The organism is Bremerella sp. P1, from assembly GCF_028748185.1.
Classification (GTDB): domain Bacteria; phylum Planctomycetota; class Planctomycetia; order Pirellulales; family Pirellulaceae; genus Bremerella.
On sequence record NZ_CP118164.1, the window covers coordinates 5,561,419 to 5,579,810 of the forward strand.

General features: G+C 56.9%; 14 protein-coding genes. 1 reads left to right on the forward strand and 13 read right to left on the reverse strand.

What is annotated here, in order from left to right:
- Nucleotides 1-127: 127 nt before the first annotated feature.
- From PSR63_RS23040 to PSR63_RS23070, 7 genes are all read right to left on the reverse strand, one after another.
- On the reverse strand, nt 128-4,381 hold the full coding sequence (locus tag PSR63_RS23040) for an outer membrane protein assembly factor BamB family protein (RefSeq protein ID WP_274328027.1): 4,254 nt from the start codon (nt 4,379-4,381) through the stop codon (nt 128-130).
- Nucleotides 4,374-5,027, reverse strand: coding sequence for an RNA polymerase sigma factor (locus tag PSR63_RS23045; protein WP_274328028.1), 654 nt, complete (start codon nt 5,025-5,027; stop codon nt 4,374-4,376). Before PSR63_RS23045 ends, PSR63_RS23040 begins: the two co-directional genes overlap by 8 nt.
- Nucleotides 5,028-5,259: 232 nt before the next feature.
- Complete coding sequence (locus PSR63_RS23050) at nt 5,260-6,612, reverse strand: Gfo/Idh/MocA family protein (protein ID WP_274328029.1); 1,353 nt, start codon at nt 6,610-6,612, stop codon at nt 5,260-5,262.
- A 268-nt stretch (nt 6,613-6,880) separates the two neighbouring features.
- On the reverse strand, nt 6,881-8,239 hold the full coding sequence (locus PSR63_RS23055; RefSeq protein WP_274328030.1) for a tRNA modification GTPase: 1,359 nt from the start codon (nt 8,237-8,239) through the stop codon (nt 6,881-6,883).
- Nucleotides 8,240-8,257: 18 nt separating this feature from the next.
- Nucleotides 8,258-10,594, reverse strand: coding sequence for a YidC/Oxa1 family insertase periplasmic-domain containing protein (locus PSR63_RS23060; protein ID WP_274328031.1), 2,337 nt, complete (start codon nt 10,592-10,594; stop codon nt 8,258-8,260).
- 257 nt (nt 10,595-10,851) lie between these two features.
- Nucleotides 10,852-11,601, reverse strand: a complete 750-nt coding sequence (locus PSR63_RS23065; RefSeq protein ID WP_274328032.1) for a metallophosphoesterase family protein — start codon at nt 11,599-11,601, stop codon at nt 10,852-10,854.
- 54 nt (nt 11,602-11,655) lie between these two features.
- Entirely contained in the window at nt 11,656-12,408 is a 753-nt protein-coding gene (locus PSR63_RS23070) for a metallophosphoesterase family protein (protein ID WP_274328033.1), read from the reverse strand.
- A 329-nt stretch (nt 12,409-12,737) separates the two neighbouring features.
- On the opposite strand from PSR63_RS23070, the gene tsaB reads away from it, so the two are divergent.
- Entirely contained in the window at nt 12,738-13,421 is a 684-nt protein-coding gene (gene tsaB / locus PSR63_RS23075; RefSeq protein WP_274328034.1) for a tRNA (adenosine(37)-N6)-threonylcarbamoyltransferase complex dimerization subunit type 1 TsaB, read from the forward strand.
- A 16-nt stretch (nt 13,422-13,437) separates the two neighbouring features.
- On the opposite strand, the gene hemL is transcribed toward tsaB, so the two are convergent.
- The 6 genes from hemL to PSR63_RS23105 all read right to left on the reverse strand — a co-directional run bounded on the left by hemL (nt 13,438) and on the right by PSR63_RS23105 (nt 18,297).
- On the reverse strand, nt 13,438-14,727 hold the full coding sequence (gene hemL / locus PSR63_RS23080; RefSeq protein WP_274328035.1) for a glutamate-1-semialdehyde 2,1-aminomutase: 1,290 nt from the start codon (nt 14,725-14,727) through the stop codon (nt 13,438-13,440).
- Nucleotides 14,728-14,891: 164 nt separating this feature from the next.
- A complete protein-coding gene (locus PSR63_RS23085; protein ID WP_274328036.1) occupies nt 14,892-15,242 on the reverse strand; it encodes a hypothetical protein in 351 nt (116 codons plus the stop codon).
- 45 nt (nt 15,243-15,287) lie between these two features.
- The gene (locus PSR63_RS23090; protein ID WP_274328037.1) at nt 15,288-15,683 is read right to left on the reverse strand and encodes a hypothetical protein; all 396 of its coding nucleotides are present in this window, start codon (nt 15,681-15,683) and stop codon (nt 15,288-15,290) included.
- A gap of 247 nt (nt 15,684-15,930) precedes the next feature.
- Nucleotides 15,931-16,335 (reverse strand): hypothetical protein, encoded by a 405-nt coding sequence (locus PSR63_RS23095; RefSeq protein WP_274328038.1) that lies wholly within the window; start codon nt 16,333-16,335, stop codon nt 15,931-15,933.
- Between the two features lie 98 nt (nt 16,336-16,433).
- Complete coding sequence (locus tag PSR63_RS23100; RefSeq protein ID WP_274328039.1) at nt 16,434-17,477, reverse strand: DUF1559 domain-containing protein; 1,044 nt, start codon at nt 17,475-17,477, stop codon at nt 16,434-16,436.
- Nucleotides 17,478-17,775: 298 nt separating this feature from the next.
- Nucleotides 17,776-18,297 carry a hypothetical protein gene (locus tag PSR63_RS23105; RefSeq protein WP_274328040.1) on the reverse strand — a complete coding sequence of 174 codons (522 nt, stop codon included), beginning with the start codon at nt 18,295-18,297 and terminating at the stop codon, nt 17,776-17,778.
- Nucleotides 18,298-18,392 lie beyond the last annotated feature (95 nt).

Sequence of the window (18,392 nt, forward strand, 5' to 3'; positions counted from 1 at the left end):
GCAAAGCGTCATCTCTGAAAAGCTATGCCCTGGGTAGCAGGATCGTTTCGCGAAAAATCGCCAGACGAGAAAATTTCTGAATAATTCGTACTGGGTCCGAACGATCGGTTACCAAGACTGCCGAGGTTTACTGGACCACCATCAGCTTACGTTCGTCCTTGTTTTGATCGTCGTTGAGCCAGAGAAACCACTTCTCAGGCCCATAAAAGAGGGGGCCGGCAGCTGGACGTTCCTCGCCCGAGATCTCCAGCGTCTGCAGTGGGCTGACTTCACCTGAGCCAGGATCGAGGCGAACCACTTGGATCATCGGTTTTTGATCCTTTTCCGTTGGCCGCACGTGCGTAAGGCCAATCAGGCCGCTTTGGGTGCGGTGCCACGAGATCAGATTCTCGGGTTTGGCAACGGTGGAAGTGACTTTTCCGGAGTCTGCAGCCACCAGTAGCCATTGGTCAGGCTGTTCGACCAGCAGGGTCTCGTCGGCCAATAACTCGATGGATTGCACGTCGGTGCCTGGCATCGTCCAGCGCAGCGTGCCCGTGGCAACGTCGAAGCACTCCAGGCGAAGCGTACCGGCATGGAACGAGATCGCCTGATTACCGAGGATTTCGATGTCGCTCATCTGCTGGCCTGCCCAGCGAGAATCGGCTCGTTGTGGAAACGTCAGTTGCTTACGGACCCACTGGAGGTGTCCAGAGATATCGCACGACGCCAGCACACCACCTAGATCAATCAACAGCTGTTCGCGATGGGCAACCACGTGGCCAATTCCACGGTCGAACCACGTATCACGAATGCGAAACAAGGGATGACTGTCGAGTATCTCACCGGTGGATAGATCGACCCGCGAGAGTCGCACTGCATACGTAGACTGCGAAACCTCGCGCAATGTCACAATCAGAACGCGGCCTTGAACGGAAACCGGATCGGTGGCCAGGACCATTTGGTCGTCGAGGTTGGTCGCCCAGCGCTGGTCGCCCGTTTCGCGATCGAATCCATACAGGGCAAACCCTTTTTCGTGCAGCATCCGCGTGACGACCATGTCGCCAACCAGCAGTGGGACGCAGTTTGCGTAAGGATAGGCGTGTGCCTTGCCGCGGTCTTTATCCTTTTCGGATCGCTTCCACAATTCTTTCTGATTCTTCAGATCGAGCTTCCATAGTTCGAATCGATTGCAGAGATAGGCGTGATCGCCGGACGTCGTCATGCCCAGGGCCTTGCCGTGCCAATCAACACGTGAGTCTCGGACTGCGGTAGGGATTCGGTCTTGTTCGCGACCCCACGAACCCTTCAGGACGAAGTTGGTCGACTGAATCGAGGCTTTCTCTGGCCAGGCTGCATTGGCCGACGGATGGGTATCCGCCCCGGCGACTTCCTGCTGGGCAGCCTGGGTGCTGCGGATCACGGCAGTTTCGTTGACTAAGGAATTTGCCGAGAGCGTGGTCGATCCGATCGATATCGATCCGTTCGGTTCGGGCTGGTCGCCTGACGGCAGATGCCCGAGCATCAGCAGCCGAGCATCAATCTTGGACTTAAGCTCACCATCGGCCGAACGGGCAGCTTTGATGTAGTGCTGCAAGGAGGTAGCAAAGTCGCCGGCCGATGTTGCTTGATCGCCCAGCCACAGATGCGCTTCGGCAGCGGCCTGGGTATCGAAGAACTGGAGCGTTACCAATTCGACAATCTTGCGATCGCCACGCTGAATCGCTGAATTCACACGCAACTGGGCCAGGTCTGCGTGTTCCTTTTCCATCTGAAGCTTGAGGGCTTCGTGATTTTGAACGGCCATTTGAATGGCCGCGGTCACCGAGAAAAGGTGATCGGGGTCACGGCCAGAAGGGGCCAGCCCTTCCGCCGCCGACTCAGGGATCTGAGTGATCAAACGACACGCGTCGGCGATCGCATCACTTTCGAGCGCGGCATTCAGTTCGGCACTGATGTTGTACGCTTCCTTGCTGAGGTCCTCGACGAGCAACGTGGTTGATCGCCCTTCGGTCAGATAGTCGGTGTCTTGGTTGGCGCGATTGGAATGTCGTACGGCAATGCCGCCTGCCCAGTTGATGATGGGGAATTCGCTGCGCATTTTGCGAGAATCATACACATAATAACGGCGCATCGTCTCGCAGGCGTCGAGGATGTCGTTCCAGCGTTCCTGTTGGATTGCCATCAGGATTTCGGCGTTGAATCGCTCTTGCGAAAAGTATCCCATGGGATCGCGATTCATCGTCGGCAGGTTGAGTAGCTCGCGACGAAAGGCGGCATAGTCTTGCCGATCAGGCGTGGGAAGCTGCTCTTCAAACAGCTTGCCGAGTCGCTCTTCAGACCAACTGATGAAACGCTTCTCGTGATAGTCGAGCGGCCAGGTCCTGGTCAACGCGAGCATGTCCTTGATGACCTGCCGCTTCTCGGCATTGCCTGGGGCAGCCTGGATGGCTTCTTCGCAGAGAGTTGTCATGTGATCGTACGAAGAACTGGTGCAACTATAGCGACGCAGTCGCGTTGCCAGATCGGCTGGCAGCTTCGAGCCGTCCGGCAGGGTGAAAGGCTCGCTGGCGTAAGGAGATTCCCCCAGTTCTTTCCAACTGACCTGGTCGACCTTCTCCCAATGCTCTTTCGGGAATAATCGTGTGAGGCCCGGCAGCTCGCGTACCACCATCTTCTGGATCGTGAGGCGATGGTTCCCTTCGACCTTGGCCGCAGAAATACCAACGTGGTTGTAGGTTCCCTTGGTGTCGTTGTATTCGCCGGCAAGCAGCGCCCAGTGTTTGCCATCGAGACTGATCCAGCCGCGAATCTGACCACCCCCGGCCAATAGGCGAACCCAAACATGATCACTTACCTGAGCTGCCGGGTGTTCCAGCGGTTGGCGGTCGACCTCGTGTCCCGAATCCCAGATGTACGAGAACCGCGCGTACTGTTCGTCCGTTCTTCGGTTTTTGTTAAATACCAGGCCATCCTGGGGCGCAGGTACTTCCGCCGGTTGTCCCTCGGCGGGTTTCTTGCCTGGCTGCGTCAAGAACACGCCGTGCGATCGATCGACGCCGGTTAGTTCCAGCTCAACCAGGCGGATGCCGTAACCGGGGATGGGAACACAGGTCCAGCTGTGGGTCTCCGGGTTCTCGCTCACCAGGGAAAGCGTCCCGTCGGCGTTCTTTTCCAGTGAGGCTTGCTCGGCCAGCTTCGACTGCCACGGAAGATCCGCCGTACGATCAATTGCGACTTGCTGTGGGTAGTCTGGCTGTGCCTCTGGTAGAGACTGAAGTGGCCAGAGGTTCATGCGGCGAATGATCGATTCGCCTTCAACGTAGATTCGATCGGGCACCGATGGCAACGGCGTGCGAATGACTTCCACATCGCCCCGGTAGAAGACCAGTTCACTCGTCGTGTCGTCAAAGAAGAACGATACCGGCCGATAGTGGCGGGCCGGGCCGCGATGCTCGCGATAGCCATCGTTGGCTTGCAGAAGCAAATTCTTCGGTTGGATACCATCGTCGCCGGCGGTCATGGCATAGGCATACCAGGGAGAGTAGTCATGCTGATGTCGGACGATAGTAACGCCTTGGTTACCGCAGTAGAAATGAAACCGCACGCGGTGGATGTCGGACATTTCAAACCGCAGCGCCGCTTGCGTTGGTAGCTTCCCTTTCAGGCGAAACCAGCCCTTCATCCGCGTTTGGGGACGATCACCGTCGCGAAACTCATGGACTTCCGACGGCAGTTTGTCGGAGGCCTTGGTTAGCCATGTGTCGAATTGCGAACGAGTCAGCGAATCGCGTTGACCTGCCTCGGGAAGCGACGTCAGGTGAGCGAACGTTAAGGGAGCCACATCAATCGGAATAAGGGCCTCTTCTTCGATCGGCGGCTCTGGCTCGCTAACGATTGGCTCGGCCGGCTGGTCTTCGATTACAACGGGATCGGTCGTTGGGCTTTCTTTGGAATTACCGGGCGTTGGCATCGGTGAGGCATCGGTCGTCTGCTCAGCAGGACGCTGTGAAGTTCCTGGCGTCGACGGTGCGTCCTGGGGCAAGGTGGAATCGTCGGTTACGGCGATGTCGTCCGGCGTTGCCCCGGCTTGAAGTTGATAGAAGACGCCAGCGCCGACACCGACGATCAGCACCAGGGCAATCGACAGGCTTACGATCCAACGGGAACCAGCGTTTTGACGCTGCTTACGCTGGATCACCTTTTGCACGAACTGATCCGGCGTATCGCCAGAGGCTCCTAACGCGTCGACCAGGTGATGGTCCATCTGAAGACGTTCGGACAGGGCATCACGCAGGGCGGGCGATTCCGGCAATCGCGCACGGAGCGTTTGAATCTGGTCCAGGGTGAGGTCATCGATCGGGCTCTCTTGCACGAGCACGATCAGGTCTTGGTCATTCATCCGAGGCGATCCGCGACTTTCGTGTGACGCATTCTTTGAGGGCTTGGCGGGCACGGAAAACGAGAAGCTTTACGGCCCCTTCGCTGCGACGCATCTTCTCCGCGATCTGAGCCATTTTCAGGCGGGCGAAGTAGTGCATTTTCAGCGCTTCATGGGCCGAACTACCAAGGGTATCGATGCACGAATGAAGCCAACCGTGCACCGCTTTATAGTCGGAACTGTCGTCCTCGGTCAGGGCATCGAGTTCCAGGCAGAGTTCGGTCCACTCGACTTCCTTCCGCCGCTTGTTGCGGCGAATGTGCTCGCGTAAGACGTTTCGGGCAACACCCAATAGCCAGGGCCGAACTGGGACGTCGCCGCGAAAACGGACTTTGCCGGCCAGGCACCGGAGAAAGACTTCCTGGCACAGGTCGTCGGCATCGGTTGGATCGACCATCCGCGATCGGAGGTAACCAAAGACAAACCCTTGCTGACGTTGGACGAAGGTGCCCAATGCTTCGCGATCGTTGGACTGCAATGCCTGAATGAGTAGCGCGTCCTCTTCCGCCGCCTGAACGCGGTCGTACTGCACAAAGGCGGATTCGGTTTGGGACGCGACATCTTGTGCGTCAGAAACCGTCTTTGTTGCGGAAGGGGGTAACGACATCGCGGAACTCGGTAGGACGTAAGCGGGCGTAGATCGAATCACCGATCACTGGAGCGCTTCTCAGATGGATAATCCAGTTAAGTGAGATGCGTTCAAGTCAATCATATAAGAACCGGGACAAATCCCGCAAATGATTCGTTGGATTCTTCCGTCAGGAATCAAAGAAAGCGGAGCCATCTAGGCGACGGCTCCGCTTTTTATTGTTGCAACAATCATTCCGCAAATAGGGAACTTAGATCAGGTCAGCCCAACCTTCGCGGTACTTCGGCTTGATGATGTCGGCGACTTCCGGAGCGTTCTTAGCTTCCAGGTTCTTGGCATCCCATTCGATGACCTTACCCTTGCCCGATTCGCCCGTGGTCCAGACCGACAGGTTACCCAGCAGGATGGTTTCCGACAGCGGACCGGCGTAGTTCGGGAAGTTCGACATTGGCTCAGGACCACCCTTGATGCCGTCGACGAATTCCTTGAAGTGACCCGGCGAACGCGGAATCGATTCAGCCGGACCTTCGTAGTCCTTGTACTTTTCTTCCGGCAGCAAGTGGAACTTGGCACCGTAATCGTTTGGCGAGTAGATCTTGCCGGCGTCGCCGATCAAGAGGCTACCGCTGCTGGACAGCTTGCCGTTGTTCAGCGGCAGGTCCTTGGTCAGTTCCGGCGATGGCAGCTTACCACCGTCGTACCAGTACATGGTAACCGGAGCACGACCGTTGAGTTCTGGGAACTCGAACTTGATGACCGACCACTTCGGATAGGTTTGGCCATTGTGACCGGACGATTCGGCTTCGACCGAGACTGGGTCACGCAGGTTCAATGCCATGAAGGCCATGTTGAACGTATGGCAAGCCATGTCACCGAGAGCACCGGTACCAAAGTCCCACCAACCACGCCACTTGAATGGGTGATAGGCGTCAGCGTATTCACGATAAGGAGCTGGGCCGATGAACATTTCCCAATCCAGGTGATCTGGAATCGGTTGTGCTTCTGGCTTGGCAACACCTTGTGGCCACACAGGACGGTTGGTCCAGACGTGAACTTCCTTCACGTTGCCGATACCACCACCTTGGATGATTTCAGCTGCACGACGAACGCCACGTTCAGCCGTACCTTGGTTACCCATCTGAGTAACAACCTTGTTTTCCTTAGCGATTTCGCCCAGGCGACGTGCTTCCCAGATGCTGTGGGTCAGCGGCTTTTGGGTGAAGCAGTGCTTGCCCATGCTCATGGCCATAGCCGAAGCAGGAGCGTGCGAGTGGTCTGGCGTACTGACGGTGACGGCGTCGACCTTGTCGCCCATTTCGGTCAGCATTTCACGGTAGTCGGTGTAGCTCTTGGCGTCGGGGAAGCGGACACCGGCCTGTTCCAGGCGTTCTTTGTCGATGTCGACGATCGCCACCATGTTGCCGGCGCGGCCAGCATCATTCGAGTCGCTCGAACCTTTACCACCGATACCGATACTGGCAAAGTTGATCTTCTCGTTAGGGGACTTCGTCTCTTGGGCCTGCACACCAGCAGCCGCCCAGAAGCCAGCACCGGCGGCAGCCGTCAGCTTCATGAAGTTACGACGATTCTCGTTAGAACGCATGTACTTATTCTCCTCGTTGATTTGCAAATCAGTTGCTTCTGGCGGGCCTTGTGCTCAAGAAAGAATTACAAAGCGAGAAGGGCCGAAGAAGCGGTAATTGGCGAAAAAGGAATGGCTGGATGGGAAACTAAGGTGGCAGGATAGGTCGGCAATCTGACCGCGTCCGTACGAACAGAACGGCCCCTTAGCATGCCGCCTAAGTTGTCAACTTAGCGATTAGATAAGGTTTATGCAATCAAACCCGGCACAAAATTACAAGAATCTGGTCCTATTTTCCAATGCAAAATCGGGAGAAGATCACGTCCAGAATGTCATCGGTATAGACCGCGCCCACAACTTCAGAGAGCTGTCCAATAGCGTAACGGATCTCAGAAGCGATCAATTCCTCGGACTGATAACCCGCGATACTCTCCAAACAGGTGGAAAGCGCCCCTAACGTTTCCTCGATCGCTCCCAGGCAGCGGATCGCTGAGCTGGGGACCAGGGCGTCCTCGGTTAATTCCAACTCCGTAAGTTTAGTCACAATGGCTTGTTGCAAAGTTTCAATGCCGGCTGCCGTCTTGGCGCTGGTTGCATACGAGGCGAATGCCGGACTGTTGGCGTCCGGCGAGTCGCATTTTGTAGCGACAACCAGGAGCTGGTCTGGCGGAATTCTCTGACTTAATTCACGATCCTGATCCGACATGCCAACACCGGCATCGACGCAGAGGATTCCGACGTCGCAATCTTCGGTGGCAAATCGGGTCTGATCCGCCATAAATTTTCGGATCTCATCACCATCCTCGAACGATTCGTGTCCGGCCGTATCGACCAATTCGAGTTCGATATTGTCCCAGTTCAGCTTGCGAGTGATGAAGTCGCGCGTCGTTCCTGAGATGGGCGAAGTAATCGCTTCGTCGGATCCGGCCAGGGCATTGAACAAGCTGCTTTTGCCAGCGTTGGGTAGACCCAGCAGCACTACCTTGGGTATCGACTGGTTGGTTGTCCGCGAACGAATCTGATCGCGCAGCTGCGCCAGCGAGTTCACGATGCTGGACACACGCTCCCGGAGTTCCTCCATCTCGATGAACTCGATGTCTTCTTCGACAAAGTCGAGACCTGCTTCCAACAGCGCTAACAGCTCGATCAAGTCATTGCGTGCGTTTTGCAGGGGACCCGACAGCCCGCCTGAGAGTTGTCGCAGCGCCGATTGAAATCGCTGCTCGCCGTGGGCGTCGATCACTCCAAGTACGGCTTCCGCCTGGGTGAGATCGAGTCGACCAGCCAGGAAGGCTCGCATCGTGAACTCGCCCGGTTGAGCGAGTCGTGCACCAGCGCGGCGCAAGCCAATCAGCACCAGGTCAGCGACTGCTCGGCTACCGAGCAGATGAATTTCAACCTGCGGCTGTTTCGTATAGCTGCGCGAGGTGGGCCAGATCCAGAAGTCGGCCGTCAGCGTTCGCTTGCCAGGTAGGCAGATCTCGCGCTGGACGACCTGCGAGCCGGTGACCGTGACCGCATCCGGCTCGCTTGTGATGCTCATCGCCAAGCGAACGGCATCTTCACCGCTCAGGCGAACGATCGACCTGCCACCGATTCCCGGCGCGGAAGAAATCGCGACGATCGTTTGTTCCAGGTCCATAGCCATGCAGCGTCCTCAAGGTCGCTACTTTTTCTTCTTCGCCTGGCGGACTTTCGGCTGCTTGATCTCTTCCTTCTTGGCCTCGACCACCACGGGGATGTTCTTCGGCTTGGGAAGCAGCTTCCGTTCGACGATACCCCAGATGCTGGAGGTGATGAAGTAGATACACAGACCCGACGGGACTTTAAAGAACATGACACCCATGAAGATCATCATGATGGTCATGATTCGCTGCTGCATCGCTTGTTGTTCGTCTTGCGGTGGAGGCATGAACAGCTTCTGCTGCACCAGGAACAACGAAACGGTCACCAGCGGCAAGATGTTGAGGTAAGGACCCAAGCTCGGGAAGCCGGTTGGACGCGAGAGGAACTCAGGCATCCAGTTCGCCCAGTACATCAATTGGTCAGGAGCGGCCAGGTTCGAACACCATGCCAGGCCAGGAATCAGCGGCGCTTGTCGCAGTTGGAAGTCGACCGCGAGTGCCCGGTAAAGTCCCAGGAAGATCGGCAACTGGATGAACATCATCAAGCAACCGCCCACGGGGTTGAAGTTGTGCTTCTTGAACAGTTCTTGCTGGGCTTTGAGGCGTCCTTCGGGGTCGTCCTTGTATTGGTCGCTGATGCGTTTGATTTCCGGAGCAAGAGCCTGCTGGATCTGCATGTTCTTGGCCTGCTTGCGGCTGATCGGGTGCATCGCACCACGCACCATCAGCGTCAGCACGATGATCGCCAGCCCATAACTTCCCAAGACCGAGTACAGCCCATGCAGCACGACCAACAGGATCGAGGAGACTGGGCTGAACCAACCGTAGTACTCGACTTTGCCGAGGCCATAATGCTTCAGCACGTCGGTCTTCTTCGGCCCGGCAAAGATACGGAACTTCTGGTTAACCGTTTCGCCGCCGCCGATCGGATAGGCACGGCTTTGCAGGGTGAACGTGCAGTCCGTTTTGGGTTCGTACGATTCATCAATCGGAGCGATCGGAGCTGCGGTTGCCTCGGCCAGGTCGATGGAGGTCGAGCTGTTTTCGTGGTCCAGCAGCAACGAGCTGTTGAAGTACTGGGCATCGACGCCGGCATACTTCGTTTTGACGTTGGTGTCTAAGTTGTAAAGCGGCGTCTGCGGATCGGCCCCTTCCTTTTGGGCCTGCTCGACCATGTCGTACACGGTGAACAAGCGGTAGTCGCTGCCGTCTTCTGATTCCCACGTCACGTCGCGGATACCAGCGGTTCCAAAGCCGTGGCTGATCTTGTGGGCGTACCACCAACCTTCCAGCGGAAGTCCCGTCGGACCAAGCTGCTTGTAGGCGACGCTGAGTGCCTCTTCCGATTCGTTATGAATCTCCAATTCGTAGTCGATATGAAAGCCTTCCGCGTCGGTCATCTCTTCGGTGACCTTGGTCAGCTTGAACTTCTTGACCAGGCGAAGCTTTCGGTTGTCGCCCAGCTGCTTGAGGTCGCTGGGGAACAGGGTCATCTCGAAGTGGACTTCATCTTCGGAAACCTGCGTTGCCTTCCAGTTGCCATCGATCAGCGAAGGAAGCCCTTTGATTTCGGCCAGGCTTTTATATTCGGCCGATGCTTCCCGCGCGGTGAGGGAGCCAACCTGAGCGAGCGTTGTCAGATACGCTGGTGGGTGAAGGAATTCCTGCGGCAGGCCGTTGGGGCCGGTGACGGTCGAAACGTCCGGCTTGATGACTTCGATTGGGTGTTTGCGAAGCGTCACAGTGAAAGCAATCTTTTGAGGTGCTTCCCCTTCGGTCGCCGAAGGACGCTCGACGGTGACTTGGATCTCGCCGCGCGGTTTCGTGGCCCGCATGGCTTCTTTGAAGCTGTTGATATCGGTGATCGGTTGATCGTTAATCGAGACGATCGTATCGCCAACTTTCAGACCACCCTCAACCCCTTCGGTCTTGGCCACGGCTTGAGCGGCTGGTGTGCCAGGGCCAATGACGTGGACCTTCACGCCGTTGCCGTCGGTTTCGTCGAAGGCCAGCTGACCGAGGTAGCCACCATCGTCGTCGTGCTCGTAGCTTTGGTAGTTGGGATTGCTGAGTTCAACACGGTGAACCGAAGCCCCCTTCGAATCGAGCGTCACCAACATGCGGTATCCGTCTTCCGGATTGACCGAACCGAGCGTCGCGAACTGACGGTCGTGGGTGACCTTATCTTCTTCTGCCGGGGCATCGTCTGCATCGCCGGGCTGGCCTTCCTTGGGCGTGTTCGCATCGGGATCGACCTCGACAATATCCTCGCGAGCATCTTCCGGCTTTTCCTCCGGCTTGTTCATGTTGCTCAGGAGATTGAAAGTCAGCAGCAGCGAAGCGGCAAGAAAGATGAACGTGATGTGGCGCCGTTCCACGAGCGAAAGTCCTTGAGATGAAAACCAAAATGAATCTACCGAGTCATTCGGAAATGACAGGGAGGCGATGACAACCCGGTGGATCTGGAGCCAAAGAGCTAGACTACCGCCTTATGGGGGAGGTCCGGGGTGTCGACCAATCCGCCCTATTCTCGCCTTTAAGTGCGTTCTTGGAAACGCCACAAGGCTTGTTCGCTGGCAGATACGCGACATTTGCCGAAAAACGGGTGAGTTAGGCAATATATCGCGAAAAGAAATCAGTGTCCCTCATAGAGACGTTCGCCTTGCGAGTCGTCCAACTCGTCGATGCCGCGGATTTTTTCCGCTACCGTATCGATCGAATACTCAACACGGCGGAATTGGACCGTTTTTTCGTCCACAATCACGTAGCAACTACGCGGATCGCCGTCGCGCGGTTGGCCCACGCTACCGACGTTGATCATCGCTTTGTCGCCGTTGAAGTGATACGTGCTCTTATCAAAGTCGGACGGGCTCATGAACTGGGCCGACTCATAAAACACGCCAGGGACGTGCGTATGACCTTGAAAACAAACATTCGGCACCAGCGCGAAGATCTTCTCCAGCTTCTTGGGATTGTAGATGTCTTCCGGGAAGACATACTCGCACAGCGGGTTTCGGGCAGATCCATGCACGAATAGGCGATTGCCTTCGCTGTGTGTTCGCGGCAAGCCACACAAATAGTGCCAACGGCTGAGGGTCGAGTCCTGGTCTTCGCCACTTTCCAGCTGCTTGCGGGTCCAGAAGATTGCCTGTTCGGCACCGTGGCTGAAACCTTCAGGATCAAACAGGGCAGCCTGATCGTGGTTGCCCAAGATACACAGATCGAACGTGCGAACGATGTCGACGCATTCGCGTGGGTTCGGCCCATAGCCGACCACATCGCCCAGGCAAAAAATACGATCGACAGATTGCGACTCAATATCTTTCAGAACGGCCTGAAGGGCATCGAGGTTGCCATGGATGTCGCTGACAACTGCAGTTTTCATCGTTGTCTCGATCTTGCTGAATGCTGATTCGCCAAGCGAGCAGGCCGAATGTCTTTATCGGCCGTCTCGCAGCCGGTCACCCAGCATGTTGTCTAACTGAGGCGTGTCGTAGATCTTCTTGGCCGTAACCTCGGGATCGTATTCAACGCGACGGAACACGATCGAATCATCCGAGAGAATTACGTAGCACGACCGCGGGTCGCCGTCGCGCGGCTGGCCCACGCTACCGACATTGAACAATGCCTTCTCGTCGCCGAAGCGGTACTCGTGATCGCATTCGTCCGGGCCGAAAAACTCGAGGCTCGGTGTAAACACGCCAGGAATGTGCGTATGGCCTTGGAAGCTGAACTGCTCGACGCGCTCGAACAGGTTTTCCATCTTCCGCTGGTTGTAAACGTCTTCCGGGAAGACGTATTCGTTTGTTGGATCACGCGGCGAACCGTGCACGTACAAGCGATTCGGCTCCACGTGCGTTCGCGGAAGTTCTCCCAAGAAATCCCACCGCTCGTTCACGGCGGCAGCACCGCCGGACGAATTGTCGATCTGATCGCGCGTCCACAGAATGGCGCGGAATGCGACGGGGTTAAAACCTTCCGGGTCGAACAAGGCCGCCTGATCGTGGTTGCCCAAGAGGCACATGGCGCACTTGCGGCGAACCATGTCCAGGCACTCGACCGGGTTGGGGCCATAGCCAATGACATCACCCAAGCAATAAATCTCGCTGATTCCTTGCTGGCGAATGTCATCCAAGACCGCGTTTAAGGCTTCCAAATTACCGTGGATGTCGCTGATGAGGGCACGTTTCACGCCCGACTACCTTTCCGATTTTCAAGGACTGGAGTCGATCCCGCCACTGGAAAGCAAAACATTCGGGTTTTGCCGCAGCACGGGTCAGTTTCTAGGGAAGCCGTCGCAACCTGATATAGGATATAAATTTAGGTGGCAGGTCTTCGGCGGTCAAGATAACCCAAGGACAATGCTGGCAGTCCTCGATGATTGCCCGTGAAGTGCCTGCCAACTCGATTGCTTGACCGACATCAGGTAAGATCGGCGAAATTAACGTTCGGTCGCCAATCCATTCTCTCTATGGTAATCCGCGATCGGCCCCATCCCCACCAGGTTCAGGAATTCACCCTTTGAAGACGCTCGCTATCGATACCTCAACCCGGCAAAGCTCGCTCGCCTTGTTTCAGGGGAACGATTTGGTGGCATCGCAGTGGCTTGATCCGACCTTGCCCACCACCCAGGCCATCACGCCGCTACTCGCGGAGCTGGTCGACGAGGCAGGTTGGAAGCCGACCGAGCTTCAGCTGGTGATCGCTGCCCAGGGGCCCGGTTCCTTTACGGGTCTTCGCATCGGCGTAATGACTGCCAAGACAATTGCTTACGTCTCGGGGGCAACGACCGTTGGTGTGAATACTTTGAGGGCCATTGCCCACCGCTGCGACGACAACGTCTCGCGTCTGCACGTGGTCATGGACGCCCAGCGGAAGCAGTTCTTTCACGCCGCGTATGACCGCGACGACGCCGGTAATTACGTCGAAGTGCAGTCCACGCAAATCGTGGATGACAAAGAGTTTCTGGCATCGCTGAACGCTGGCGAGTCGATTACCGGGCCGGGGCTGAAGAATAAGCTCTCGTTGGTGCCGGAAGGGGTTCGCGTGGTCGACGAAAATGAATGGGCCCCCACCGCTGAAGCAGTCGGACGTGTCGGAATTACCGACTTCCTGGCTGGCCGTTTCGATGATTTCTGGTCGTTGAACCCCAACTACTACCGCAAAAGCGCAGCCGAGGAAAAGCTGGAAAGCGAAGCCTCTTAGTTCGTCTGGCAGGAAGCTACTTCTTCAGAGCGACGAGCGCTTCCTTCGCGGCGTCGATCGTCTTGGCGATATCCTCATCGCTGTGAGCCGCCGAGACAAACAGCGCCTCGTACTGGCTACACGGCAAGTAAACGCCACGCTCGATCATCTCCCAGAAGAACTTTCCATAGCGGGCCGTGTCGCACTTGGCGGCGTCATCCCAACTGAGGACTGGCTCGTTGTGGAAGAACAGGGTCAGCATGCTGCCGACTCGACCGGTAACCGTCGGTACGCCAGCTTCGGCAGCGGCAGCCGTAAAGCCTTCTTCCAACAGCTTGGTGTTCGAGTCGAGCTTCGCGTAGGGGTCGGTATCCTTCAAGGTTTGCAGCGTGGCGATCCCGGCGGCAGTCGCCAAAGGATTACCGCTGAGGGTACCGGCCTGGAAGATTTCGCCGGCTGGCAGGATGTGCCCCATGATATCGGCGCGACCGCCGTAAGCCCCAATCGGCAGCCCGCCGCCGACAATCTTGCCAAGCGTCGTCAGGTCCGGCGTAATGCCAAACAGCTGCTGAGCACCCCCCATCGCGACGCGGAAGCCGGTCATCACTTCGTCCATGATCATCACCGCGCCGTAATGATCGCAGTGCTCGCGGATCTTCTCCAAAAAGCCTGGTGCCGGTGGCACGCAGCCCATGTTGCCGACGACTGGTTCAAAGATCACCCCGGCGATCTCGTCCTGGTGATGTGAGAAGAGCTGATCGAGGGCTTCAATATCGTTGTACGGCAGAACGATCGTGTCCTGGGCGGTCCCTGGCGTCACGCCGGGCGAGTTCGGCACGCCCAGGGTCGCTGCCGCGCTACCGGCTGCTACCAGTAGGCTATCGACGTGTCCGTGATAGTTGCCGCTGAACTTGACGATCTTATGCCTGCCCGTGAAACCGCGAGCCAGGCGAATGGCGCTCATGGTCGCTTCGGTTCCACTGTTGACCAGGCGAACCTGTTCGACCGACGGGACCAGCTCGATGATCAGCTCGGCCAGCCCGTTCTCGCGTTCGGTCGGAGCCCCAAAGCTGGTCCCCTGATCGACCGCGGCGTGCAAGGCTTCGCGAACCGCCGGGTGCAGATGCCCCAGAATCATCGGTCCCCATGACCCGATGTAGTCGATGTACTGGTTGCCATCGACATCAAACAGGTAAGCCCCTTCGCCCCGCTCGAAGACGATGGGCTCGCCACCGACCGCCCCGAAAGCCCGAGCCGGCGAATTCACCCCACCCGGCATCAAATGCTTGGCTCGAGCAAAAACTTCATGGCTCTTGGTGCGTGACATGGGTTGGGTTCCTGTGGCTGAAGGTCTTGGGTGAGGTGCTCCCTATGTTTTAGCAGAGAGAAGGGCAGGGGGATAACCCTTGCCGAGGAAAGGGTTTGCCAAAGGGAACCTTCCGACACAAAACCGGTGCCATGCCGACGTCTCACGCTGTCGCGGCGTTTCCCTTAGAAACTGAGGCGATCAGAGTGGTAGTTGTTTCCCCGGCCCGTGTTGGGCGACAGCGGGTCCGCTTGGGGTTTGGGCTTGGTCGCCAGCTTTTCGATCACTTCCAAAACGGGGAAGAGATTGGGCGTGCCGAAATCGATCTCGGCGATCTTCTTGTTCCGCCCCTTGTCCTTGAAGATGAAGACCGACTTGACCATGATGTGGATCGGCTCGATCTCGACATCGGAGAAACGCACCAGGCCGTTTTTGGTGACCAGCCCGCCTTGCTCGAGCGAGATCTTATCGGTCCACTGAAAACGATGCCCGGCGGCGAGCGTCTTAAGGATCCGCTCGGCCAGGTAGTCGGTCATGCGAATGTGAAACTCTTCGATGGTCTGATCCGACCAAAACGCCAGCTAGGTGAAATCGATCGCCTTCTTGCTACTGAGCGCCGGCTGGAAAACCATGCGGGTCGTCGTGCCCCAGTAGATACCATTGGCATGGCGTTCGGTGGCCTCGTACACGTACGACCGAATCTCACGAAAGTGAAGCTCCTTCTGGCCAAGCACGATCCCTTGCTCGTACAGCCGCATGATCCACATCGCACACCAGAACAAATAGCCGGCGATACCAATCAAGATCGGGCTGAAGACCCACAGCGACTTGACGAGCAGATCGTCCGTCTCGACCAGCAGCCCTGATGCCAGGGCCGCGGCAAGACCAATCAGCCCCAGGCCAGCGACGATCAACGCCGGACGCGGCCCCAGTTGTTTAACAAGTTCGCCATATTGTTCAGGCTGCGATTGCGACACGTTCTTTCCTTCGGCACACGGTTGTTCATTCAAAAGCAAATGCGGCCCCAGCATAGATACGCGACCAACGGTGGGCAAACAAAGAGTGGGATTAATAATTGAGAACTGCCGGTTTTATGCTTGGCAGGAAGGTTGTATCGGTCTGATAGAGGGCGTGGCAAACTGGCATATAAAAGAAAAACCCTGCCCACGATTACGTGAGCAGGGCATTAAATTGGAAAGTCAATTAGGCAACGCGCGGCCAAGTCTACTTCTTCAAATCAAAATCAAACGTCACCGCCTCATCGCCCACTTCAACCTCCAGCTCCGAGTTGCTGTTGTACTTTGCGGGCAGATATTGCTTTTGGGCTTGGGAGCCCGTTTCGTCGGCGGCTCCGACGGGTTTGTGGGCGTAGATGCGGACTTCTTTGGTTCCGCGGGTGACCATCGCGCTGTACTTGCCTTGCTCGATGAAGACCGACGTTTCCGAGCCGTTCTGGCGATCTTCGGCCGAGGTGAATTGGATTTCGCCGGCGGAGATTGGTTTGCCGTTGTAGGTGACCTGGCCGGTGACTTCCACGGTCGGGGCGAAGCGGTCGTCGCCTCCGCTGTTGCAGCCGGCAACGAGGGCTACCAGGGCAACGGCCAATAGGTTTAGGGGACTGTTCAGCATCGTAAGTTTCTCTTCTTCGTTCCGGAAAGATGGGCAGGAAAACCTCAGCCGCCGGCGCGGGTGCCGTGCGGCTGAGATGTTGTCAGCGTCGCAGGCGATTAGAATTCGCCGAGAACGTTTCCGTCGTAACGCACCGACAGGTTACCGAGCGTGACGTTGTCGACCGTTTCACTCAGGAAACGAACCGAACCGTCGGTCAGCAGAACCATCACGCCGCCTGGGTGGGCCGAGGTCAGCGGGACATTCGCGCCACCGCTGGAGTAGCCACTTTCGATCCGCACGCCGGACGAAGCCGTGCCGGAGAAGACCTGCGATTTGCCAGGATTGATTTTGTATCGGATCGTCGAAAGGCTGAACTGACGTGCCTGGCCCGAGTTCGGAACGGTCGTCGAGGTATCCGGCCCGCGGCTACCCATGTGAAACCCGTGACGAGCACTAGGACGGTAGTCGAACTTCGTCGAGGTGTCCTTGTACAGCCAGTCGGAAATCTCACCCACAATCATCGTGTTCGACGTACCATCGGTCACGTCGGCAAAACGCGTTTGCGAGTTGAAGTGCAGCACACCGTTGATCGTTGCCGCGCCGTAATAGCTGGACGAGAAGAACTGATCGACGCCTTGCGGTGCCGTGATCGAACCAAACCCGTTGACCGCACCGGAGATGCCCACGTAGTCGGCGATCATCGTCTTCGGCGCAAACGCGGCCACGCGCGGCAGCGGGGACGAAGGACACGCATACACCTCGAAGACAGGCGTCTCGCCGGCACCATTGCCAATTGCATTTTGAATGGCCGTCGAGTTGTAACCATTGCCTTGGGTCAACTTGGCATTCTCGAATGCATTGCCCAGTTCCAGAAACGGCATGATGTAACCCAACCACGAAGTGCCCCACTCCGGCGAAGTGCGGGTACCGAACGGCTGCATGTCGTTCGCCGCACCTGGGGGAAGACGATTGTATGTGTCGTGGAAGTTGTGGAGGCCAAGCCCTTGCTGCTTGAGGTTGTTCGAGCACTGCATACGGCGAGCGGCTTCACGCGCTTGCTGCACGGCAGGCAGCAGCAACGCGATCAAGATGCCAATGATGGCAATCACAACAAGAAGTTCGACCAGGGTAAAGGCCGAGCGGGGATGCTTAACGGTCATGTCTGTTCCTACAAAAGATAAATCGAAAATGGCACCATTTCAGAATGGCTGAGAAGCGTCTCTGCGACCGGCTGTGGGGCAGGCGATGGCAGGTCAGGTGCACGATGTAGGTGTTAGATATTCTAAAGTGATTTCCCGGTATATTATTTCGTGGTGGACAGCTTGTCAAGGGCGTCTTCTATTGCGTAAAAGCGGCAAGAGATGCCTAGGCCGGGGCAGATTCGGGACTTAGTGGCGGTGGCAACTCGGGCGGCATGCAGGAAACCGCAGCCACGAACTCGGCGATCGAAGTAGCGAGCTATTTGCCCGGAAGCAAGGGAGCGGCCTGCTCAACCTTCGGCAAGGTCTTGTCGGCAAGATGCTTGTTGGGTGGGAGATCGACGCCGCGGCGCATCAGCGCCAACTCGATACGAAGGCGTTCCATGCTCACTGTGGTGAGTTCTAGTTGAGACGACCGACCGGCTTCAACGAGACTCAGCGTGACTGCTTCGAGCGAGCGGATGACTTCCAGCATTTCTGAAAGCAACGCCACCTCTTCTTCCTCGTTGGCCGCCGATTCCATTTGAGCTTTGAGAGCTGCGATGTTGATTTCACAAACGTCGGAAAACGAAATCACGCCGCTTTCGTAATGCTTCTTGGCCACCTCAACCGACATCATCGCGTTGTTGCGTAGTTCCTGACGTTTGGTTTGGTAGGCCTCGTTGGGGACGAACGCCGGTTTTGCGCCATCGGACGGTGCCTGGTTAGCATTCTGGCCGCACGCCATGTTCGCTCCTACAATCATCAACAACCCAAAGTAGGAGATCGTTTTCACTGACATGATGGATGCTCTCCAACCGTGATAAGACGCAAAGCTCGTAAGCGGATTTGGGGTAAAACGCTCTCTTGATCATAGCCGTCCAAGATGGAAGCTTC

What these genes read in the sequence shown, in the direction of transcription:
- PSR63_RS23040 (WP_274328027.1), bottom strand. Translation starts at nt 4,381, where the DNA reads ATGAATGACCAAGACCTGATCGTGCTCGTGCAAGAGAGCCCGATCGAT.
- PSR63_RS23045 (WP_274328028.1), bottom strand. Translation starts at nt 5,027, where the DNA reads ATGTCGTTACCCCCTTCCGCAACAAAGACGGTTTCTGACGCACAAGAT.
- PSR63_RS23050 (WP_274328029.1), bottom strand. Translation starts at nt 6,612, where the DNA reads ATGCGTTCTAACGAGAATCGTCGTAACTTCATGAAGCTGACGGCTGCC.
- PSR63_RS23055 (WP_274328030.1), bottom strand. Translation starts at nt 8,239, where the DNA reads ATGGCTATGGACCTGGAACAAACGATCGTCGCGATTTCTTCCGCGCCG.
- PSR63_RS23065 (WP_274328032.1), bottom strand. Translation starts at nt 11,601, where the DNA reads ATGAAAACTGCAGTTGTCAGCGACATCCATGGCAACCTCGATGCCCTT.
- hemL (WP_274328035.1), bottom strand. Translation starts at nt 14,727, where the DNA reads ATGTCACGCACCAAGAGCCATGAAGTTTTTGCTCGAGCCAAGCATTTG.
- PSR63_RS23085 (WP_274328036.1), bottom strand. Translation starts at nt 15,242, where the DNA reads ATGACCGACTACCTGGCCGAGCGGATCCTTAAGACGCTCGCCGCCGGG.
- PSR63_RS23095 (WP_274328038.1), bottom strand. Translation starts at nt 16,335, where the DNA reads ATGCTGAACAGTCCCCTAAACCTATTGGCCGTTGCCCTGGTAGCCCTC.
- PSR63_RS23100 (WP_274328039.1), bottom strand. Translation starts at nt 17,477, where the DNA reads ATGACCGTTAAGCATCCCCGCTCGGCCTTTACCCTGGTCGAACTTCTT.
- PSR63_RS23105 (WP_274328040.1), bottom strand. Translation starts at nt 18,297, where the DNA reads ATGTCAGTGAAAACGATCTCCTACTTTGGGTTGTTGATGATTGTAGGA.